Origin of the sequence: Idiomarina sp. X4 (assembly GCF_002808045.1) — a bacterium.
In the GTDB taxonomy this organism is placed as follows: domain Bacteria; phylum Pseudomonadota; class Gammaproteobacteria; order Enterobacterales; family Alteromonadaceae; genus Idiomarina.
Genome location: NZ_CP025000.1, coordinates 1,707,697 through 1,728,338, shown reverse-complemented (window position 1 = coordinate 1,728,338; position 20,642 = coordinate 1,707,697). Strand labels below are relative to the sequence as shown.

At 48.0% G+C, this 20,642-nt stretch carries 18 protein-coding genes and 1 other RNA gene; 9 read left to right on the top strand and 10 right to left on the bottom strand.

Annotated features, from left to right (window positions below; all coding sequences use genetic code 11):
- Window positions 1-24 precede the first annotated feature (24 nt).
- The gene (locus CWC33_RS08225) at window positions 25-873 is read left to right on the top strand and encodes an acyl-CoA thioester hydrolase/BAAT C-terminal domain-containing protein (protein WP_100691547.1); all 849 of its coding nucleotides are present in this window, start codon (window positions 25-27) and stop codon (window positions 871-873) included.
- Between the two features lie 157 nt (window positions 874-1,030).
- Here the strand turns inward: CWC33_RS08225 and CWC33_RS08220 are convergent, their stop codons facing one another.
- Window positions 1,031-3,022, bottom strand: coding sequence for an LTA synthase family protein (locus CWC33_RS08220; protein WP_100691546.1), 1,992 nt, complete (start codon window positions 3,020-3,022; stop codon window positions 1,031-1,033).
- Window positions 3,023-3,131: 109 nt separating this feature from the next.
- On the opposite strand from CWC33_RS08220, the gene CWC33_RS08215 reads away from it, so the two are divergent.
- Genes CWC33_RS08215 through CWC33_RS08195 form a run of 5 tightly spaced genes read left to right on the top strand, consistent with a single transcriptional unit; the run spans window position 3,132 to window position 7,763 of the window.
- Window positions 3,132-3,494: a diacylglycerol kinase gene (locus CWC33_RS08215; RefSeq protein ID WP_100691545.1), complete on the top strand. Its 363-nt coding sequence runs from the start codon at window positions 3,132-3,134 to the stop codon at window positions 3,492-3,494.
- Window positions 3,482-4,177, top strand: a complete 696-nt coding sequence (locus CWC33_RS08210) for a phosphatase PAP2 family protein (protein WP_100691544.1) — start codon at window positions 3,482-3,484, stop codon at window positions 4,175-4,177. Before CWC33_RS08215 ends, CWC33_RS08210 begins: the two co-directional genes overlap by 13 nt.
- Window positions 4,158-5,747, top strand: coding sequence for a phosphoethanolamine transferase (locus tag CWC33_RS08205; protein WP_100691543.1), 1,590 nt, complete (start codon window positions 4,158-4,160; stop codon window positions 5,745-5,747). The genes CWC33_RS08210 and CWC33_RS08205 overlap by 20 nt, the downstream gene beginning before the upstream one ends.
- A gap of 40 nt (window positions 5,748-5,787) precedes the next feature.
- On the top strand, window positions 5,788-6,387 hold the full coding sequence (locus CWC33_RS08200; RefSeq protein WP_232709775.1) for a winged helix-turn-helix domain-containing protein: 600 nt from the start codon (window positions 5,788-5,790) through the stop codon (window positions 6,385-6,387).
- Window positions 6,384-7,763 (top strand): ATP-binding protein, encoded by a 1,380-nt coding sequence (locus CWC33_RS08195; protein WP_100691541.1) that lies wholly within the window; start codon window positions 6,384-6,386, stop codon window positions 7,761-7,763. Before CWC33_RS08200 ends, CWC33_RS08195 begins: the two co-directional genes overlap by 4 nt.
- A gap of 107 nt (window positions 7,764-7,870) precedes the next feature.
- On the opposite strand, the gene CWC33_RS08190 is transcribed toward CWC33_RS08195, so the two are convergent.
- The 4 genes from CWC33_RS08190 to gcvT all read right to left on the bottom strand — a co-directional run bounded on the left by CWC33_RS08190 (window position 7,871) and on the right by gcvT (window position 13,119).
- Window positions 7,871-8,482, bottom strand: a complete 612-nt coding sequence (locus CWC33_RS08190) for a tyrosine-type recombinase/integrase (RefSeq protein ID WP_100691540.1) — start codon at window positions 8,480-8,482, stop codon at window positions 7,871-7,873.
- A gap of 134 nt (window positions 8,483-8,616) precedes the next feature.
- Window positions 8,617-11,505 carry an aminomethyl-transferring glycine dehydrogenase gene (gene gcvP, locus CWC33_RS08185; RefSeq protein ID WP_100691539.1) on the bottom strand — a complete coding sequence of 963 codons (2,889 nt, stop codon included), beginning with the start codon at window positions 11,503-11,505 and terminating at the stop codon, window positions 8,617-8,619.
- Window positions 11,506-11,604: 99 nt separating this feature from the next.
- Window positions 11,605-11,994 carry a glycine cleavage system protein GcvH gene (gcvH, locus tag CWC33_RS08180; RefSeq protein ID WP_088767557.1) on the bottom strand — a complete coding sequence of 130 codons (390 nt, stop codon included), beginning with the start codon at window positions 11,992-11,994 and terminating at the stop codon, window positions 11,605-11,607.
- Window positions 11,995-12,039: 45 nt separating this feature from the next.
- Window positions 12,040-13,119, bottom strand: coding sequence for a glycine cleavage system aminomethyltransferase GcvT (gene gcvT / locus CWC33_RS08175; protein ID WP_100691538.1), 1,080 nt, complete (start codon window positions 13,117-13,119; stop codon window positions 12,040-12,042).
- A gap of 141 nt (window positions 13,120-13,260) precedes the next feature.
- Here gcvT and CWC33_RS08170 point away from each other — a divergent pair, with 141 nt between their 5' ends.
- Window positions 13,261-14,103: a LysR family transcriptional regulator gene (locus CWC33_RS08170; protein WP_100691537.1), complete on the top strand. Its 843-nt coding sequence runs from the start codon at window positions 13,261-13,263 to the stop codon at window positions 14,101-14,103.
- A gap of 23 nt (window positions 14,104-14,126) precedes the next feature.
- On the opposite strand, the gene CWC33_RS08165 is transcribed toward CWC33_RS08170, so the two are convergent.
- From CWC33_RS08165 to CWC33_RS08150, 4 genes are read right to left on the bottom strand one after another with little or no spacing between them, the layout of a single operon-like run.
- Window positions 14,127-15,299: an FAD-dependent oxidoreductase gene (locus CWC33_RS08165; protein ID WP_100691536.1), complete on the bottom strand. Its 1,173-nt coding sequence runs from the start codon at window positions 15,297-15,299 to the stop codon at window positions 14,127-14,129.
- Complete coding sequence (gene ubiH, locus CWC33_RS08160; RefSeq protein WP_100691535.1) at window positions 15,296-16,462, bottom strand: 2-octaprenyl-6-methoxyphenyl hydroxylase; 1,167 nt, start codon at window positions 16,460-16,462, stop codon at window positions 15,296-15,298. The genes CWC33_RS08165 and ubiH overlap by 4 nt, the downstream gene beginning before the upstream one ends.
- Window positions 16,444-17,766 carry a Xaa-Pro aminopeptidase gene (pepP, locus tag CWC33_RS08155; RefSeq protein WP_100691534.1) on the bottom strand — a complete coding sequence of 441 codons (1,323 nt, stop codon included), beginning with the start codon at window positions 17,764-17,766 and terminating at the stop codon, window positions 16,444-16,446. The genes ubiH and pepP overlap by 19 nt, the downstream gene beginning before the upstream one ends.
- Before the next feature lie 3 nt (window positions 17,767-17,769).
- Window positions 17,770-18,339: a UPF0149 family protein gene (locus CWC33_RS08150; RefSeq protein ID WP_088767551.1), complete on the bottom strand. Its 570-nt coding sequence runs from the start codon at window positions 18,337-18,339 to the stop codon at window positions 17,770-17,772.
- A 133-nt stretch (window positions 18,340-18,472) separates the two neighbouring features.
- On the opposite strand from CWC33_RS08150, the gene zapA reads away from it, so the two are divergent.
- Window positions 18,473-18,784 carry a cell division protein ZapA gene (zapA, locus tag CWC33_RS08145; RefSeq protein ID WP_100691533.1) on the top strand — a complete coding sequence of 104 codons (312 nt, stop codon included), beginning with the start codon at window positions 18,473-18,475 and terminating at the stop codon, window positions 18,782-18,784.
- Window positions 18,785-18,811: 27 nt separating this feature from the next.
- Window positions 18,812-18,996, top strand: a non-coding RNA gene (gene ssrS, locus CWC33_RS08140) — 6S RNA.
- Between the two features lie 12 nt (window positions 18,997-19,008).
- On the opposite strand, the gene CWC33_RS08135 is transcribed toward ssrS, so the two are convergent.
- Complete coding sequence (locus CWC33_RS08135; protein WP_100691532.1) at window positions 19,009-20,595, bottom strand: amidohydrolase family protein; 1,587 nt, start codon at window positions 20,593-20,595, stop codon at window positions 19,009-19,011.
- Window positions 20,596-20,642 lie beyond the last annotated feature (47 nt).

Below are 20,642 nucleotides of genomic sequence, written 5' to 3'. Positions count from 1 at the left end.
AACCCTAAAAAATAAGGAAAAACAATGAAAAAATTAATAACACCATTTTTACTGGTGGGGGCTCTTGCGTCCTGCGAAAACGCACCAGCACCTGATTTATACACCAATTACATTAGCGACGGAGAAGCACACCCGTTAGTCATTTTGGTAGGAGGAAGTGACGGTGGTAATTACTTTGCCAATCCAAATATGAAGCCGTTGATGGATAGATATCACGATTATGGATTCTCTGTTGCATCAATGGGTTACTTTGATACGTTGGGAACGCCCGATAGCCCTATTGAGCTGTCTTTAAACGAAATTGACGCGCGTATTAAGGCAATAACTGAAGACTCGAGCATTAAAGGTCAGTGTGTTGCACTTCTCGGTTTCTCAAAAGGTGCGGAATTATCTTTGTTGCTTGGCAGCCATTTTAATACGGTTAATCACATTGTTGCTGCATACCCGAGTCATGTTGTCTGGAATGCAGTGAAAACACCAATGAGCTATTCAAGCTGGAGCATCGACGGACAGCCACTACCTTACATTGAGGCCCCTTTATTATCTTTTGACATGCTATCCGGAATTTTTACCGGTGAGTACCGAAATGCCTTTACTGACGCTTTATCTGAAGCTTCCCCAAAAGAGTTCAACGATGCTGCAATTCCTGTCGAGAAGATCAAAGGCTCGGTTACGCTGGTCTCAGCAAGGCAAGACCAAATTTGGCCTTCATTCGAAATGGCTAATAAAATTGAACAAAGGTTGTCAGATAATAGCTATGAGAACCCCGTGCTGCATATCGATTTGGATGGAGACCATTACAGTTATAACAAAGAAACAATGGATACTGTCTTGACTCATCTAAAACATGTCATGGGTTCAGAATGTAACTAAGTATAAGCCAGCGTGTTTGCTGGCTTTACTTTAACTGCACTGACTAAGAATAAATTGCCAGATAATATTAGGAGTGTCCGCTCTGAGCGAGAAGCGGACCAACTACAGCCCCAGTAGTAGCCGCGCATTCGCTCAATTACTAATTTCTAGCTAGGATCTATTCGTTAGAAAGCTTAGTTAAACTTTCTGGGACAAAATATGCTCGGTGTTGATATAGCCAAGAAGGCAATAATGCATGAGCTAGTGCCTCATTACGCAACTGCTGACTGATGTTTTGGTCAGCCACAAAGGCGCTCTCATCGAAGTCATAGTGACCGGTTTTATCCTCTCCAGGAGTTAAAATCGCTACTCCTTTGGGTGTCATCCACGCGTAGTTATTACCAAATTGCATCATGGCACGATTAGCCGGTGGCACGTTATCATTCGAAATGTCCTGGCCTATCGCCGGGGTCCAAGCTGAAACGCCTGCAAGCGAGATAACCGTAGGCATTAAGTCAATCTGACTGGTAATTTCATCAATCTCTTTGGGTTGAATAGAGCCACCCAGAATGAGTCCTGGAATACGAAACTTTTGGATCGGAACTAACTCGTTTCCATAGACGCGCGTATCGTGATCAGCGACAATCAAAAAAATCGTATTTTCCCAGTAATCACTCGCCTTTGCTTTGTTGATAAACTTACCCAGCGCAAAGTCAGCATATTTGACAGCGTTTTCTACCGAGTTCTTGGGCGCAGAATAGAGCTCGACTTCATCGTCTGGAAACTCAAATGGTTCGTGGTTTGATGAGGTAAACACCAAGCTAAAGAAGGGAGCTCCCTTTTTAGTTAGCATCTCAAACCTTTTATGAGCGGTATTAAACAGGTCCTCATCGCTCGCTCCCCAGCTACCGACAAACTTGGGGTTATCAATGTCACTCTGACCAAGAATAGACTGAAAACCATTACTTGCGAAAAAACTTCCCATGTTGTCAAAGTGGGTTTCACCACCATAAATAAACTCAGTGAAGTATCCCTCACGCGACAACAGGTCAGCAGCGGTATAAAAATTTTGCTGAGACAGTGAAAGTTTCACGGTACTTCTTCCCGGTGTGGGTAAGAAGCTTGAAATAACCGCCTCAATACCACGAACTGACCGAGTGCCAGTTGCGTAAAGCTGCTGAAACCACCACCCTTCCTTACTAAGTCGCTTTAGGTTTGGTGTGACATTAATCCCACCGAGATCTTCAACAAAAGTCGCACCTAAACTTTCCTCCAAGATAACGACAATATTTTTGGGTTTGTCGAAGCTCCGGGAAGCTTTATTAAAGTGCACTGTGGGGTATTCGTCAGATGGAAATGCCTTGCCTGCTAAGTGTGGCTGGCTTTTAACTATGTTAAGAATTTTCTCTAAACTGGCATCACCGTATATACGAGAGGCATTTTCCTCGTGCCTCATGCTGTAAATTGCGTATTCAAGCGAATAGGCCGAACTGATAACTAAACTATTCACCAAAGCATCCGATGTCACCGCAAAAAATGCTGGGTTCGCCGGGCGATGCGCTAACGTTGACCGCACACCGGCAAAAACAATTACCATCAAAAGCGGCCAAACAATAAGCGCCCTGCCAGTGTATTGTTTATGACCATAAGTTGTCTGGTTCAGTCGCTTAGCAAGCTTACCGAGTCCGAATAAGCAAATACCCAACACTACCGCGGTCAAAAGTAACCAGACTTTAAACCCTCCCCAAAGGGTGCTTAACACTTCCCTCGGGTACTCTAAATACTCAACAAACAGACGGTTAGGTCGCAAGTCGTATTGCATAACAAAGGCGGGCGTTGAGACCTCCATAAACGTGATATAGGTGATAGCAATAATCAACCAAACGCTTTGAACTGTTTGCCAAGCCCTCACACCCCAGCGATTTAAAAATAATGGCGCGAATAGCAATAAAGGTAGCGTCAGATAACCCATCTGAACGATGTCTGCTCTGAGGCCCATTAACATCAAGTAACTGAGCTCTCCTGCCTCAGTTACGCGTTCAAACTGCCATATAAATAATAGTAAGCGACTAACACTCAGGATAATTAGACCCAGCGAAAAACCCGCTATAAGCGTCCGGTATTGGAATAGCGACGACTTCAGTTCTTTTAATAAAGGTGTATTGCTCATTAGTAGCCCAACTTAGCTCTGATAATGAACGCGATACTAAAGAACGAACCTTAAGCTGAACTTAATATTGACTGTTTACTATGCAGTTTTTATTTCTCAAGAGGTGACTATGAAACCAGGAAAAACTGGCATAGCCCGAATCATCGATGCAACGCAATATTCCATGAAAGGGCTCAGAGCGGCGTGGTGTTTTGAAGCAGCTTTTCGACAAGAGGTACTTTTATTGTTGGTGTTGTTGCCAGTTTTAGTGATAGCAGAGCTTGAGCTTTCAGAGCGGTTGCTAATGTTCATGTCATTGCTTGGTTTACTTATTACGGAGCTACTAAACTCCGCCATTGAAACGGTTGTCGACCGCATTGGCGCCGACTTTCACGAGCTCAGCGGTCGAGCAAAGGACATCGCCTCGGCTGCAGTATTCATTGCTATCTGTCAGTTCATCGTCGTTTGGGTAGCTGTAGTATGGCCGCTTTAAAGTCCATGACGGTTTGGAGGCGTTGGGCAAGTGTTTTGGCGGTTTTTGTCGCTATATTACTGGTCGTAGAATTTCTAGAGCTTAAGTTTTTAGTCGCCAATGCGTTATACCAGCTTGAAGGGGGACAGTGGTCTTTAAGGCACCACTTTATCACTGAAACGATTCTTCATGACGGTATACGGAAGCTTAATCTCGCATTTGTAGTGCTTGTCCTAGCCTTAACCGTGGCTCAGTTCTTATCAAGCAAAGGGGAAAGCAAGCGGCGCCGGTATGTATTGTTACTCTTATCGGTTTTGTTGTCTTTTGGTTTAGTGAATTACCTCAAGGCGATGCTTGGTATGGACTGTCCTTGGGATTTGCAGTTATACGGAGGAGTCAAACCATATATCAGTTTATGGTCGTTCAACGACACTCATTTTGGCTCGGGTCGGTGCTTTCCTTCGGGACATTCAAGTATTGGCTTTGCCTGGATTGCTCTGTACTTTTTCTGGCGTAAAAACAGGCCTCTTCTTGCGAAAGCTTCGCTAATTCTCGCACTTTCTTCCGGCTTTTTACTTGGAGCTGTTCAACAGCTGCGGGGCGCGCACTTCTTTATTGATGACATAACAACAGCATTCATCTGTTGGAGTGTTTCTTTATTTATATTTCATATAGGTGAGCAATATGCAGCGACTGACGCTTAATTTTCCAGTTCTATTAATACTCGTTGCGGCTTGGCTTGCTCTAGCATACTCGGGTCCTCTTGTGAGTGCGTTGAGTGAATACGGGGTTCATGGGTTCACGCAAGTCAAACTGATGGTGTTCATTGCTTTTTTCTATACTGTTGCGCTCGCCATCAGTCGATGCGTTAATGCTTTTAAGCCATTCGCAATATTGTTGTTTGTTCTTGCTGCTCCTGCACTTTTTTACATGTCGGAATATGGCATTATCATTGATGCAGATATGATAATTAATGCAATTGAGACCGATACGGCTGAGGCTCGTGAACAACTCTCGGGAAGTTTTTTTGAAACCTTCATAACACTTGGTGTTATCCCATCGCTATTGCTGGCGTATATAAAACTCCCCACTTCCAGTGCGACAACAAAAATAAAACAAGGTCTTGCAGCGGCGACTTGCTTTTCAATATTAGCGGTCGGTATCGCTTACACCAGTTATGACGACTTCGCGTCTTTATTTCGCAACCATCGAGATGTGAAGTACAGAGTTGCTCCTTTCAACGTCATATCATCAACCGTCTCGGCTTTGAAACGAAAACTAGAAACCCCAACTCAATTTATAAGACTAGGGCAAGATGCCGTTCAGGTAGGTACGTCTGAAAAACCGAGAGTCATGGTAATCGTTTTGGGTGAGACAGCGCGTGCGGATCATTTTGCAATCAATAACTATGCTCGACCGACAACGCCTTCACTGAATGCGCTCATGACATCAGAGCCAATATTCAGCTATAAAAAAGCTACGTCTTGTGGAACGGCAACTGCTATTTCAGTGCCGTGCATGTTCAGTTTTTTAACCGCTGATAATTACTCGGATGTTGCTAGAAACTCGAGTAATGTATTAGATGTTTTAGAAACTGCTGGTATTAATGCAACATGGATAGAAAATAACTCTGGCTGCAAAGATGTCTGTAACCGAATTAAAACCGTCAAAATGAGCGAATCCCGATGTGAAGAATCGCAATGCTATGATATAGATATGCTCGAACAACTCAAATCTTGGTTAAGCAATTTGCATCAAGACTCAATTATTGTGCTTCATCAAATGGGAAGTCACGGGCCTGCCTATTACGAACGGTCGCCTAACGAAATGAAACGGTTTTTACCCGAATGTAAAAGCCAAGAGCTGTCGAATTGTTCTGTGGATGAAATCACTAATGCATATGACAACAGTTTGCTCGTGACCGACCAACTGGTAAGTCAGGTCATAAAGTTATTGAAAAGCCACACTGAACTAGACAGCAGTATGATGTATGTATCTGACCATGGTGAATCACTCGGTGATAACGGTATCTATCTGCATGGCTTGCCTAACTGGATAGCTCCAGAAGAACAGCGCCACATACCCTGGATAGTATGGCCGTCCGACATATTCAGTGTAAGTAAACACGAAACGAGCGCTACTATCAGCCATGATAATTTCTCGCACACGATCCTGGGCTACTTTAATGTTGAAGCCTCTGTTTACAACGAACACCTTGACTTGACTAAACCTGATGGACGGTACGCACATGCGTTTGCTACTACTAGAAGATGATAGGCATTTGGCGGAAGGAATAATCAAGGGTCTGAGCCGAATGGGATACTTAGTTGAACTAGCGGCAAACTTGTCTCAAGCTGAGAGCGCCCTTAGGACAGATAAATTTGATCTTGCAATATTTGATCTCGGACTGCCCGATGGAAATGCCGTACCACTGATTAAAAAGTTAAGGAAAGCAGGCCAAGAAATCCCGATTCTCGTACTTACAGCGTGGGATGATATTGATACTAAAGTACTGGCATTAAACGAAGGCGCCAACGACTATGTGGTTAAGCCTTTTGAATTACGCGAATTAGAAGCGCGTATTCGAGTGCAGGTTCGCAAAGCAAACCAGCACTTAAACGATATTATAACCTGTGGGCAGCTGACTATTAACCTATCATCACAGGAATGCCGTTTTCGTGACAAAACGATTAATTTAACTCGACTTGAGTGGCTGCTACTGAAACAGTTAGCGCTGCATAAAGGAAAAATAGTGAGTAAAGAGCAATTAGCCAGTGCGTGCTATGGGTGGGAAGGCGATCATGAGAGTAATTCGTTGGAAGTGCACATCCACTATTTACGCAAGAAAATCGATGGTAGCCTTATCTCAACTATAAGAGGTCTAGGTTATCGCTTACAAGATGGATCATCATGAGCCTGTGGTCACTTCGTCGTTCATTGGTTGTTGGCATCAACTTAGCCGTTGTTACTGTACTCGCCGCCACCGCGTGGGCTAGCTACCGAGATATTTTGCATGAGCTGGATGAGGTTTTTGATGCGCAACTGGCTCAAACCGCAAAGTCACTCGCGACATTTTATGCGCCGCCCAAAAATAAACTGTCAGTCACTCAAATAATTCCGATATCCGCATATGATGATGTCGGTGAGGGTAGCTCCACTGAAGAGAAAGGTCCCAGCGGTCATAAATATGAGTCTAAGATTGGCTACCAAATTCATGGTGTTGACGGTAATTTGCTGGCTTCAACAAACCAGCCTCAATCATTGAGCCTTAAGGGTTTAGAAGCCGGTTACCATACATTAAAGAGTGACAAAAACACGTGGTTTATCTTTAGCTACTTCGAGGAATCGAAAGACATATGGGTTCATACTTTTCAGCGTCAGGATGTTCGAGGTGAGCTGAGTGGCTATTTAGCCTCAGAGCAACTCTATCCACTATTATTAATGTGGGTTCCAATAAGCCTAATAATACTGTTCATCGTTTATATTGTCCTAAAACCCGTAAACCGTTTTGCTGCCGACCTAAGAGCTAGGGAGTTAAATAACTTGTCGCCAGTTGAGTCCGAGCTACCCAATGAGTTGGTTCCGATCCGGCAAGCACTAAATCGGTTGTTGCATCAAATTAAAATGTTTTCGGAACGCGAAAAGCGGTTTGTCGCTGATGCTTCTCACGAACTGCGCACACCGTTAAGCGCAATCCAAGTACACGCCGAAAATGTCATTTCAGCTGATTCACTTGGCGATGCCAAGCACTCTGGCAAGTCAATTTTTTACTCCGTGGAGCGAATGTCACGCCTCGTTAATCAACTATTGTTGTTGAACCGGCTTGATAGCCTAAACTTTACTGAAAAGTTTGAGGAAGTTGAAATCAGTAAGTTGGTCTCTTTGGCGCTAAATAACTTACCAATTAATAAAGTGGAAAATCACCAGTGGCACATTGATGTTTCCTCTATTCGAATAATTTGCGACGAAACTCTTATCGTTAGCGCTTTAACCAACCTGTTGTCCAATGCAATGAAATTTTCGCCGAAAAATTCGAAAATACAGATAGTCGCGACCGAGGCGGCTAATAGAGTCATTATCAAGGTTGCTGATGAAGGCAAGGGCGTCCCTGAAGAAATACTTGAGCGCTTGGGAGAGCGTTTCTATCGACTTCAAGAGCATAGTGGTGTATCAGGATCTGGTTTAGGCCTGTCGATTACACATAAGATAGTGCAACTGCACCATGGAAAAATTTCATTCAACAATGCCTACACCACAGGCCTTGAAGTACATATAGAGTTACCTAAGTGAAACTTTGGAGAATTGAGCGTATTTTACTGTTGGTCCCCCTAACGATTAATATCATGGATTCTAACGTCCGCTCTTGGCACGGGGCTGCCGTAGCAGCCCACTAACAGTTAGACCTCAATTGACTCAGAAATATAAAGCGCGTCATCCACTTCAATTCCGAGGTAGCGTACAGTGCTTTCCAACTTTTTGTGGCCTAATAAAAGTTGGATAACTCTGAGGTTCTTAGTTTTCTTATAGATAAGATATGGCTTGGTCCTTCGCATTGAATGAGTGCTGTACAGCGAACTGTCCAATCCTAGTTTCTCGATCCAGCCATGAAATATCCGGTTGTACTGGTGGGTCGAGATATGTTCTGCATCAGTAACTCTCGATCTAAATAAATAATCTGATTCTGATAGATTCGCTTGCCTGATCCAAGCGGATAGCGAATCTCTAGTTCCTTGAGTTATCTCGAACTGTACTGGACAACCTGTCTTCTGCTGCACAACATGAGTCCTGGTAAGCAGCGAACGGCCACACGAAACATCCGATACTTTCAGTTTTACTAAATCACAACCCCTAAGCTTGCTATCTAACCCTAGATTGAAAAGAGCCAAATCTCTTGCTTTCCCTTCAAGTTCAAGGCGTATGCGAATGCCCCAGATATGGGATATCTGGAGTGGCTTTTTCTGTCCTATAATTCGATTTTTATTCCACGGATATGCTTGTTGAACTGCCATGATTAATCTCCAGTTAGCACTGAGACTTAAGTATGGCCTTTAAAAAGAGTAAAAAGCCCGCTAAAAAGCGGGCTTCATATTCATGTCAGTGATACATCGAACCTGACGTGGAACGTCAGGCTACATCACAAAACTTACCTATACTCTTCAATGCTCGGGCATGAGCACATCAGGTTACGGTCACCGAACACGTCATCAATACGGTTTACGGTTGGCCAGAACTTGTCGTAACCAACGGCTTCAACCGGGTAGGTTGCTGTTTGACGGTCGTATGGGCGGTCCCATTCTGCATCGGTAATGTCCGCCAGTGTGTGCGGTGCATTCACCAGTGGGTTGTTGTCTTTCGGCCAGTCACCAGATGCTACTTTATCGGCTTCGGCTTTAATGCTGACCAAGGCTTCAATAAAGCGGTCCAGCTCGGCTTTAGACTCAGACTCGGTCGGCTCAACCATAATGGTACCGGCTACCGGAAAGCTCATAGTTGGCGAGTGGAAACCGTAGTCTTGCAGGCGCTTAGCCACGTCAATTTCGGCAATGCCGGCGGCGTCTTTCATTGGACGCAAGTCGATAATGCACTCGTGCGCAACTCGGTTGTTGCGGCCACGGTACAGAATTTTGAAGTGCTTACTCAGCTTCTCAGCAACGTAGTTGGCGTTCAAAATAGCGGTTTCTGACGCTTCACGTAAGCCGCGTCCGCCCATCATGGCAATGTACATCCACGAAATGGTCAGAATGCTGGCACTACCAAACTGAGCAGCAGATACCGCGCCATTGCCCGCTTTAGGGCCGTCGATATTAATCACCGAGTGGTTCGGCAGGAATTCAGCCAGGTGCTGCTTCACGCCAATAGGACCCATACCCGGGCCACCGCCACCGTGCGGAATACAGAAGGTTTTGTGCAGGTTCAGGTGCGATACGTCCGAGCCAATGTAACCCGGTGAGGTTACGCCAACCTGTGCGTTCATGTTGGCACCGTCCATGTATACCTGACCGCCGTAGCTGTGAACCAGGTCACAAATGTCTTTAATGCCTTCTTCGTAAACACCGTGCGTTGACGGGTAAGTCACCATAATGCACGACAAGTTATCGCCCGCTTCTTCGGCCTTGGCTTTTAAGTCGTCCATGTCCACGTTGCCGTGTTTGTCACAGTCGACCACCACCACTTTCATGTTGATCATTTGCGCTGACGCTGGGTTAGTACCGTGCGCAGAGCTTGGAATTAAGCAGATATTGCGGTGCCCTTCGTTGCGGCTCTCATGGTACTTCTGAATAGCCAGCAAGCCAGCGTATTCACCTTGTGCACCCGAGTTCGGCTGCATCGACATAGCGTCGTAACCGGTAATATCCAATAGCCATTCAGACAAAGTGCCGACCAACTCCTGGTAGCCTTGTGCCTGCTCTACCGGGCAGAATGGGTGTAGCTGACCAAACTCAGGCCAGGTAACCGGAATCATTTCAGCGGTCGCATTCAGTTTCATGGTGCAAGAGCCCAGTGAAATCATGGAATGGTTCAACGCTAAGTCTTTGTTTTCCAGTTTCTTAATGTAACGCAGCATTTCGGTTTCTGAGTGATACTCGTTGAATACCGGGTGCTGTAAATAGTCTGACTGACGTACCAACGCAGCAGGAATCGACTCAACATCTCCGCCCGCAACACGGCTGTCCAGTACGTCAACGTCCAGACCATGATTCTCACCAAACACCACATTAAACAGCGTTTCAACATCGTCACGCGTTTTCGCTTCATCTAAGCTAACGCCAAATACGCCTTCGCCATCAACGCGCAGGTTAATACCCGCCGCTTTTGAACGCGCTAACACGTCGGTTGCGTTGTCTTTCATTTCAAAGGTTAAGGTGTCAAACCAGTGGCTGTTCACTAGCTTCACGCCTTTGTCCTGCATACCTAAGGCAACAATGTCAGTCAGGCGGTGAATGCGGTTGGCAATACGGCGCAAGCCTTGTGGACCGTGATACACAGCGTAGAAAGACGCCATGTTCGCCAGCAGCACCTGCGCGGTACAAATATTCGAGTTCGCTTTCTCACGGCGTATGTGTTGCTCACGCGTTTGCATGGCCATACGCAGTGCCGGGCGGCCGCGAGAGTCTTTAGAAACGCCAATGATACGACCAGGCAACGAACGCTTAAACTTGTCGCGAGTTGCAAAAAACGCCGCGTGAGGGCCACCGTAGCCCATCGGCACACCGAAACGCTGAGCGTTACCGAAGACCATATCAGCGCCCATTTCGCCCGGCGACTTAAGCATTAACAGGCTCATTAAGTCAGAAGCGACGGCAACAATGGCTTTTTTCTCCTGCAACTCACCAATTAATTGTTCGATGTTGTGCAGCTGACCTTGTTTGTCCGGGTATTGCAGTAACGCACCGAATACATCATGGTCGGACGCTTCACGTGCAGGACCAACAATAATGTCAAAGCCATAGTACTCGGCTCGGGTCTTCACTACGTCGATGGTCTGTGGGTAAACATTGTCGGCAATAAAGAAGGCGTTAGACTTCTTGTTTTTAGACACGCGCTTGGCCATCGCCATGGCTTCCGCTGCTGCTGTTGCTTCATCAAGCAAAGATGCGCTGGCTAAATCCAGGCCGGTTAAGTCCATGGTCATTTGCTGGAAGTTCAGCAGCGCTTCTAAACGACCTTGCGCAATTTCCGGCTGATAAGGTGTGTACGCTGTGTACCAACCCGGGTTTTCCAACACGTTACGTAAAATAACGTTTGGCACGACCGTATCGTAATAACCCATACCAATGTACGAGGTGAAAATTTCGTTTTTCTGAGCAATGGTTTTCAGGCGAGCTAACGCCTCACGTTCCGTTTGCGGCTCACCAACTTGCAAGAACGGTTCGCGCAGTATTGCGCCAGGCACCGTGTCTTTGGTTAAAGCTTCTAAAGAATCCACACCCAGCTCTGCCAACATGGCTTTTTGCTCTTCAGCACTTGGGCCAATGTGGCGACCGATGAACTCATCGTGGTGTTCTAATTGCGTCAGGGTAGTACTGCTCATTTAACTCAGCCTCGTACATTTATCGATAGTAAGAAACAACGAACCCCGGTTAATTTCCGGGGCTCAGGACGCTTAGTCATTGGTACAAAGTCCAATGGCTTAGTCTTCGTCTATTGAAGCCTCGTATGCGTTCGCGTCCAATAAATTTTCAAGTTCACTGCTGTCATCCGCTTTAATACGGAATAACCAGCCATCGCCATAAGGGTCGTTATTAACCGTTTCTGGCGCATCTTCCAAGTCTTCGTTGACTGCAACAATTTCGCCTGTCATTGGTGCGTAAATGTCTGATGCCGCTTTTACGGATTCAGCAACAGCAATGTCGTCGCCTGTTTCAACTTTGTCACCAACGTCTGGTAACTCAACGAAAACCATGTCTCCTAACAGCTCTTGCGCGTGCTCAGAGATACCAACGGTAAAGGTGCCATCACCTTCGTCGCGCACCCACTCGTGAGTTGACGCGTATTTCAGATCGGCTGGAATATTGCTCATAATGACTTCCTGTAGTTCAAAATCGTTTATTGTGATGAAACAGAATTATAAAACAGATTGACCGTTTCGCACGAAGCCCGGTTTGACGACCTTCACCGGTACTTGTTTCTTACGCATTTCAACGTCCGCAGTATCACCTACTGAAGCAGGTACACGCGCCATTGCGACTGAGAAACCAAGCGTAGGCGAGAATGTACCAGAAGTGATGACACCTTCGCCACCCTCTACGGTCACTTTTTGACCGTGACGAAGCACACCTTTTTCTTCCATCACCAAGCCTACCAGCTTGTCGTGACCTTCCGCTTTTTTCTGCTCTAAAGCTTTACGGCCAATAAAATCTCTGTCTGCTGGCTCAAATGCCACACTCCAGCCCATGTTAGCTTCTAATGGTGTGATATTTTCGTCCATGTCCTGACCGTACAGGTTCATGCCGGCTTCTAAGCGCAGAGTATCGCGTGCGCCCAGTCCACAAGGAGCAACGTCCGCTTCTAACAGCTGGTTCCATAGTGCTTCTAATTGACTTGCCGGTACGACAATTTCATAGCCTTTTTCGCCGGTGTAACCCGTGGTCGCGATGAAAAAGTCACCTACTTGTTTGCCAACGAATGGTTTCATGCCGTCAATTTCAGCGTATTGTTCGCTTGAAAGTACTTTCTGAATTTTATCGGCAGCGTTAGGACCTTGCAGCGCAAGCATGCCCATATCGTCACGCTCTTTCGTTGTTACGTCAAAATCCGCAGCAACCTTTTCAATCCATGCTAAGTCACGGTCACGAGTGGCTGAGTTGACGACCATACGATAAGACGTTTCAGAGAAGTGATACACGATAAGGTCATCAATAACACCGCCGTTTTCGTTCAGCATGCTGGTGTATTGTGCTTTACCTTCTGTTTTAAGCTTAGCCACGTCATTAGCAAGCAAGTAACGTAAAAACGCCTGAGCCTGAGCGCCTTCAACGTCAACAATGGTCATGTGAGACACATCGAAAACACCGCAATCACGGCGTACCGCGTGGTGCTCTTCAATCTGTGAGCCATAGTTCAGCGGCATGTCCCAGCCGTGAAAGTCGACCATTTTGGCACCAGCTTTTACGTGTGCATCGTACAGTGGCGTTTTGCTACCCATAACGCGTTCCTTATCTGTTCACTTTATGTGCGTGTTTATGGGCGCAAATTATAGGCGTGATTGACTTAAACTTAAAATCAATAATGCTTATAATGCTATTAATTTTTCAAATACCAAGTAAGCACTTTATAAAGCAAACCAATGAAACATTTATCATTAGAGGCATTACGCAGTTTTAGCGCCGTTGTCGAGTTAGGCAGCATGACGCTGGCCGGTGAACGGATGGGGCGCTCCCAGCCCGCTATCAGCCTGCAACTCAAAAAATTGGAAGAACAGCTTGGCGTCGAGTTGCTTGTTCGCCAGGGCAATGGCTTTACGTTGACCCCTGACGGCGACGTTCTGTTTGACTACGCACAGCGTATGCTGGCACTAAACGATCAGGCCTGGGCTCAATTCGAGCCCCAGCAAGTCAGCGGTAAAGTACGCTTGGGCATTACCAGTGAATTTGCGTCTAGCTTATTGCCGAAAGTGCTGGGCCAGTTTGCCCAGGTATACCCTCAGGTTACGTTGCAGGTAACCTCGGGACTGAGTAAAGACTTACTTTCCCGGCTGGGACAGCAATTCGATATTATTCTGGCTTTGCGCGAGCAGACCAATAAAAGCGATGTGTTAATTCAACGGGAGGAGCTGGTTTGGGTCGGTTCCCCGGCATTGGTTGAGCAACCCAGCTTGCCGTTAGTCGTCGCGCCGGATGGCTGTATTTACCGACGTCGGGCTGAGCAAAGTTTACAGCGTATTCGGCAGCCCTATCGAATTACTTATACCAATACAGACTTCTCCGGACTCACCGCGGCGTTGAATAGTGGACTGGGTATAACGGTTTTAGCCAAAAGTACCGTGCCCGAGAGTGTCTCAGTCATTGATGCTTTAGCAAATGGGCAAAGCCTACCAACACCCGGGTCAGTGAACGTCATTATGCGCCTGGCTGGTGGCGCTTCCAGCGCGGCCTCGCAGTTAGCCGATTACCTGAAAGCGCGAATTTAAAGATCACACCTGATGCAATAGCATCAGGCGACGGCGATTTCGGCAAGTTTTCTTTTTAAGAGCGTCAATTTATTCGCCACACCAAAGGCTATTGCGCGCAGTCCTTTGACCACCGGATTGGCAGTACCAAAGCCGCGCTTGAAGAGCTCCATGGCAGCTATCATAACTTGAGTGTCAGCTTTGCGGGAACGCTGATAGGCCCCCAGGCGTTTGGTTAAATCATTAGGCGCTTTTAAGTCTATGCCCTGTAGCTGTTCGCACAGCTCTTTCACGTCACCAAAGCCTAAGTTAGCGCCCTGCCCGGCAAGCGGATGTATGGTATGTGCGGCGTCACCAGCCAACACAATGCGCTGATGAAACCACTGCCGTGCGTACTGCATTCTTAAGGGAAAAGCTTTTACGTCAGACACGCACTCACACGCGCCCAACACTCGCCCTGACTCAGTTTCTACCTGTTTAGCGAATCGTTCCGGGCTTTCATTCAGTAACGCCACTGCTAACGGCTCGTCCGCTGACCAGACAATAGAAACAGTATGTGGGTCGGGCGTGGGTAGCAGCGCCAGCGGTCCTGTCGGTAAAAACACTTGTCGCGCCACGCCATTATGAGGCTGTTTAGTACGAATGTTGGCGACAATACCGCGCTGCTCGTAGTCCCAGAAGCTAATGGGTAACTCAGCAAAATGACGTACCTGCGAGCGCCCGCCGTCCGCGCCAATAATAAGGCTGGCGGAAAGTAACTGCTCACCCACTTGTATTTCTGCCAGGCTGCTGTCATTGCCCGCGCTCATTAATTTCCAGCTGTCTGTTTTAATGATTTCAACGCCAGCCTGCTCCGCGCTTTCCCATAGAAAATGCTCGGCCACATTGTTCTCGACAATGGCGCCAATATCTTCCGCGTTAATTTCTTCAGCAGAAAATTCAATATGGGCAGAACTGTCTTTGTCCCACACTTGCATGCTGTTGTATGGTCCGGTGCGGTGCGCTTGTATTTTCTGCCAGGCACCACAATCGGCAAGCACACTGCGACTGCGGTCGTTTAACGCGCTGACCCGCAATGCCAGCTCTTCAGTGAGTTCAGGCTGGTCGTGGCGTTCTATGACAATGACTTGCCGCCCCTGCTGCGCCAGCTTAGTAGCGAGACTCAGGCCTATCATGCCGCCGCCAACAACAACAATGTCAGTGTATTTGCGTGTCATGGTTTCATCCCCATGGTCAGTCGGGCAAAGCTCGATTTTAGAGGGCTACAGTGCTGCAACAACATGAGTACACCGTTCCGTCCTAATATCGTTGGCCAAAACTGATTGGAGAACCCTCTAACTAAGCCATCGGTTAAGCGGATAATAGACTCGTAGTCGCGCTCGCGTTGCTGTTCGTAGTCGGTCAGATGCTGGAATGCGCCCGGATCCGTCGCATTGTTCAAGGCCTCACAAAGCTGCTCTACGTCACGCAGCCCCAGATTAAACCCTTGCCCGGCGATTGGGTGCAAAGCGTGGGAGGCATTACCAATAATCACCGTGCGGTGGTGCGTTGAGCGTTTTGCCCGGCGCAGAATAAGCGGATAGAACACGCGCGGCGACACCGATTTAAAACGCCCGGCTCGATAACCAAAAGCTTTCTGACAACGCTCCAAAAACTCTGAGTCTGTCCATTGTTCCGCTTCGGCCAACTGCTTTTCGGTAAAGCTCCACACCAACGACGCGTCGTTTCCTTTCATAGGTAAAAGGGCAATGGGTCCATTTTCGGTAAAACGTTCGTAGGCCCAGCCATTGAGGGGCTGCTCAAGCGTCAGTGTGGCAATACAACCGTACTGTCCGTAATCGGTCACGTCTGACTTCAGTCGTAACTGCTCACGCACCAGCGAGTTTTGGCCGTCGGCGCCAATCAGCAGCCGACAATTCACCCGCTGTTGGTTGTCCAGTGTCACGTTTACCTGTGATTGTTCTTGCTCAATACGCTCGGCACGCACGCCGCCTAACCAGATAACGTTATTCAGCGTCTGGCAGCTGTTATATAAGCGTTCTACCAACTCAGACGCGGCCACGACTTTGCCCAAGGCTTCCACGCCCTCGTGCTCCGCATGAAGTTCTGTACCGCCAATGAAACCGCGATCGGAAATATGAATATGCTTTATGGGCTCGTGGGTAATATCCTTCAGCACGCCCAGCTTTGACAAACGATGGGCCGACGCAGCGGCCAGTGCAATAATTCGTTTGTCGTTGGGCGGGCCTTCTTTGCGGGGTTCGCAAATAACAATGCGCCAGTCCGGACGCTGTTGCGCCAGCATCATGCCGGTTAATGCACCAACCAGACCGCCGCCAACAATAGCGACATCGGCAGAGGTTATTTGCCGTTCATCCATGCTTCTATCTCTTCTATGGTTTTAGGCACGTCGCTGGTCAGGTTTTCATAACCTTCGGCGGTGACCACCAAATCATCTTCGATGCGAATGCCAATGCCACGCCATTTCTCATCGACATCGGCATCTTCCGGAATATAAATACCCGGCTCGACCGTCAGCACCATACCCGGTTCAAAAGCAACGGGTTTGCCGTTGTCGTCTTTGTAGCGTCCCATGTCGTGTACGTCGAGTCCCAGCCAGTGTCCTAAGCCGTGAATAAAGTACGTTTTCCAACGCATGGCTTCAAAGGTTGTGTCCGGATCACCATCGATAATGCCCAGTTCAACTAAACCGTCGTTAATGACACGAGCCGCGGCGTTACTGGCATTAACCAAATTACTGCCGGGCTTTATTTCTTCAAACGCTGCGTACTGTGCTTTTAATACCAACTCATACAAGGTGCGCTGCGTATCACTGAATTTGCCATTGACGGGGAAAGTACGAGTAATGTCGGCAGCATACCCCTGATACTCGGCGCCGGCATCGACCAGGATCAAATCGCCATCGTTCAGTACGTCTTTATTGTCGGTATAGTGCAGTACGCAGGCATTGGCACCGCCACCGCAGATCATTCCATAAGCCGGATACAGCGCCCCGTTCATAGCAAACTCATGATGCAGTTCGGCACCCACCTGGTACTCGTGTTTGCCGGGCGCCACAAAACGCATAATGCGACGAAACGCGTTGCTGCTGATACGCGCCGACTCACGCATAACGTCAATTTCAGCGTCCGACTTTATCAGTCGCATGTCGTCTAATAACGGTCTTAAATCGCGCAGACTTTGCGGCGGCAACTCGCCGCTGCGACGAGCGGTTTGCTGTAGTTGGTTACGGGCACCGTTAATCAACTCGCCGACTTCGGCCTGATCGCTCATAAGGTAAAACACGCTGTCCATACCTTTCAGTACATCCGGCAGTCGTTCCTCAAAAGCGTTTACGTCTTCCGCCACGTCCACACTCAATGCCTGCTCGGCATTTTCATAGCCCAACCGCAAACCATGCCAAACTTCCTGCTGCGGGTCTTTGTCCTGGCAAAACAGCAGGCTTTGCGGTTGCTTGTCATTAATAAGTACCAGCACCGCATCGGGTTCGGCAAAGCCGGTTAAATAGAAAAAGTCACTGTTTTGCCGAAACGGATACTCGGTGTCGTTACTGCGCGTGACTTCGCTGTTACCGGCAATAATGGCAACAGTGCCCAGTGGCAAACGCTTCATGAGCGCTTGCCGACGTTGTGCAAACTCTTCTACGGAAATTACGGCGGTCATAAATTAATGCAGTGTTTTCGGTGGTTGGTTGGCTGGCTGCTCTTTGCGGCCTAACTCGGTGTAGCACATCATGGCCGATACACGCAGATATTCGACAATTTCAAAGTAAGCGCGCTCTTCTTCCTCGCCACCACCTTCTTCGGTGAACTCAATTTTTGCCAGTTCGACCATGTCTTCTATGGCTTCTTTTAAGTCAGCGCTTAAGGTCGCCATACTTTGTTGATTAACACCGTAGCCTGCAAGAAACGCATTCACCCAGCCAGCTAAGGCATTTAGACGCTCCGGCAATGGCTCGCCGTCTTCCGGCAGCAGTAAACGAAAGCCCAAATCGTGGTCGCCCAGCGAATGTTCAATTTCTTCCGCTTGTTGCTGTAATAAGTTTTTAAGCTCAGTTGGAATACTTTGGCCGTCGTAGGCTAAGTCTGACAATATCGCCATGAGTTCGTCGCTTTGAGCGTCGCTGCCTGTTGCGATTAAGCCGGTCAGCATGCCTTGTACTTCAGAAACGCCTGGCGTCATATCGTAACCAGCATAAAGTTCGGCTAAACGGTCATAATTAAAGCGTGTGGACATGAATTCTCGCCTTTTGTGAATCTTGCCCTAATCCTAACACTGGCTTTACATAATCGCTAGCTGACAAACGCCCGCCGCTCGTGCCATAATGCAGTTATTCACGCTGATGAGTCAGTTGCAAGGAGTCTTTTGAATGGCCGCGAAAACCATGGATATTAAATTGCTGGAGCGTAACTATAAGGTTGCCTGCCCTGTGGGTCAGGAAAGCGCGTTGCAGCAAGCGGCAGATGCTCTAAACAGACGCCTTGAAGAAACCAAGGAACGAACCCAACTGACCAATGTCGAACAAATAGCCGTGATGACCGCACTCAACTTGTGTCATGAATGGATACAAGACCAAAATGAACAGTCGGCCAAAACGGCCAAGCTTGAAGAGAAAATTCAACTGCTTCAGGCGACAATTGAACAGGCGATGAGCGAGCAGCGCTCGCAACGTAATCGCTAATTTGACAATACAGTAACCCTTTTCTGCGGTTCCCTGGGGTGTTAGCCAGCAGGCTTATGTCCCTGAGCCGATGCTTGTATTAAAAGGGGATCACTGGCCCGTCATGAGCAAGCCCGGCACGCACCGGGAAGCCTACGACGGATACCAATTGCTCCCCGCCTTGAACCAATGGGTTCAAGGGCTACAGCCAGCAGCGGCACCTTGGGGAACCACCACTTCATACATTATTCCGCGCGTTCTGCTTTTTCTTTTGCGACAAGGCGCTTCACGTCGTCCAACAACGCCTGCGCGTCGTAAACAATACCGTCTTTAATGGTGTATTTAACGCCTTCTGTGCGCATCGGCTTGTTCTGGTCGTTTAATTTGAAATGACCGGTGCCATACAGCACTTTAAAGTTCGCCAGCGGGTTTTCCTTAACAATAACCATGTCGGCTTTTTTGCCCAGCGCAATACTGCCAATGTCGTCTTCCATGCCTAAGGCTTCCGCCCCTGCAACCGTTGCCGCATGGATGACTTCCAGTGCGTTTAGACCAGCCTCACGGAGCAGTTCCATTTCGCGAATGTAACCAAAGCCATAAATTTTATAGATATAGCCTGCGTCAGAGCCCAACGTAATACGGCCGCCGTTGGCGTGATAATCTTTCAGAAAAGCCATCCACTTGTCGTAGTTGTTTTTCCAGGCAATCTCATTATCGGTGGTCCAGTCGAACCAGTATGAGCCATGTGCATAACGGCTGGGCTCGAAGAAGTCCCACAGTCTTGGCAGTGTGTATTCGTCGTGCCAAATGGCTTGGCGCTCACGCATAAGATCGCGCGAGGCTTCGTAAATTGTGAGCGTTGGGTTAATGGTAAAGTCGAGCTCAATCAATTCGTCACGCACCGCGTTCCATTTGTCAGAGCCTGGTTCCGCCGCTTGTTTCCATAAACGCCCGGCTTCTTCGAAACGGTGTTGTTCATTGTTGTAATTGTAATGCGCCGGATAGTCCTGAATGCGCTGATCTTCGAACAACGCTTCCGGCAAGCCATACCAGTGCTCCATTGAGGTCAGCCCCAGCCGCGCCGAGTCCAGCGCATTCATGGACATAACGTTGAGCTGAGCGTGGTGCATCATGGTACCGAGACCTTGTTTGTTGGCTTCATCAAGCGCGGCTTCCATGACTTTGCGTGACGCGCCAAAGAACTTAATGCCTGCAGCCCCCTGATCTTTTATGTAGCGTACCCATTCTCGCGCTTGCTCAGCACCGTAAATAGGCTCTTCCCAACCTTGTCCGAAACCGACATAAGGCACAATGCGCGGCGAGGCAATGTCGTTGTCCTGCGCCTGCTCCTGATGCCACTGCACCCAGTCCAGACCGTTAAAACTGCCGGGTTCACGAATGGTAGTAATGCCGTGTCCGAGCCAAAGTTTCAAAACGTATTCGGCCGGAATACCTTTTGCTGAGCCGCCGATATGAGCGTGCATGTCGATAAACCCGGGCAGAACATAATGCCCGGACACATCCATTTCTTTGTCGCCGCGACCTGCTTTCGGACGACGCGAGTCAATAATAGGCACGCCGGGGTTACCCACACTGACAATTTGAGTAATACGGTCGTCTTCAATAACGATATCGACAGGACCTTGTGGCGGCGCGCCTTCGCCGGTAATGAGGGTTCCGCCACGCAAAATTAAGCGGTCATAGGGCCCCTCACCTTGCTCGCGCTCCGGTGCTTTAGGTGGTGCCTGCATTAACGGGGCAGAAAACACCTGAGAGGAAGCTGCAAGCAACAAGGCTACGCAGGTGAAAGCTATCGTTTTTATTGTTTTCATCGGTTATCCTCGACACATTCGTTCGGCTGACTGACACAAACTTTAGC

Bases quoted from the DNA above. Each gene is read 5' to 3' on its own strand.
- CWC33_RS08170 (WP_100691537.1), top strand. From the start codon at position 13,261: ATGAAACATTTATCATTAGAGGCATTACGCAGTTTTAGCGCCGTTGTC.
- CWC33_RS08150 (WP_088767551.1), bottom strand. From the start codon at position 18,339: ATGTCCACACGCTTTAATTATGACCGTTTAGCCGAACTTTATGCTGGT.
- CWC33_RS08210 (WP_100691544.1), top strand. From the start codon at position 3,482: ATGGCCGCTTTAAAGTCCATGACGGTTTGGAGGCGTTGGGCAAGTGTT.
- pepP (WP_100691534.1), bottom strand. From the start codon at position 17,766: ATGACCGCCGTAATTTCCGTAGAAGAGTTTGCACAACGTCGGCAAGCG.
- CWC33_RS08225 (WP_100691547.1), top strand. From the start codon at position 25: ATGAAAAAATTAATAACACCATTTTTACTGGTGGGGGCTCTTGCGTCC.
- gcvH (WP_088767557.1), bottom strand. From the start codon at position 11,994: ATGAGCAATATTCCAGCCGATCTGAAATACGCGTCAACTCACGAGTGG.
- gcvP (WP_100691539.1), bottom strand. From the start codon at position 11,505: ATGAGCAGTACTACCCTGACGCAATTAGAACACCACGATGAGTTCATC.
- CWC33_RS08135 (WP_100691532.1), bottom strand. From the start codon at position 20,595: ATGAAAACAATAAAAACGATAGCTTTCACCTGCGTAGCCTTGTTGCTT.
- CWC33_RS08215 (WP_100691545.1), top strand. From the start codon at position 3,132: ATGAAACCAGGAAAAACTGGCATAGCCCGAATCATCGATGCAACGCAA.
- CWC33_RS08220 (WP_100691546.1), bottom strand. From the start codon at position 3,022: ATGAGCAATACACCTTTATTAAAAGAACTGAAGTCGTCGCTATTCCAA.
- CWC33_RS08195 (WP_100691541.1), top strand. From the start codon at position 6,384: ATGAGCCTGTGGTCACTTCGTCGTTCATTGGTTGTTGGCATCAACTTA.
- CWC33_RS08165 (WP_100691536.1), bottom strand. From the start codon at position 15,299: ATGACACGCAAATACACTGACATTGTTGTTGTTGGCGGCGGCATGATA.
- CWC33_RS08190 (WP_100691540.1), bottom strand. From the start codon at position 8,482: ATGGCAGTTCAACAAGCATATCCGTGGAATAAAAATCGAATTATAGGA.
- CWC33_RS08205 (WP_100691543.1), top strand. From the start codon at position 4,158: ATGCAGCGACTGACGCTTAATTTTCCAGTTCTATTAATACTCGTTGCG.
- gcvT (WP_100691538.1), bottom strand. From the start codon at position 13,119: ATGGGTAGCAAAACGCCACTGTACGATGCACACGTAAAAGCTGGTGCC.
- ubiH (WP_100691535.1), bottom strand. From the start codon at position 16,462: ATGGATGAACGGCAAATAACCTCTGCCGATGTCGCTATTGTTGGCGGC.
- CWC33_RS08200 (WP_232709775.1), top strand. From the start codon at position 5,788: ATGGGATACTTAGTTGAACTAGCGGCAAACTTGTCTCAAGCTGAGAGC.
- zapA (WP_100691533.1), top strand. From the start codon at position 18,473: ATGGCCGCGAAAACCATGGATATTAAATTGCTGGAGCGTAACTATAAG.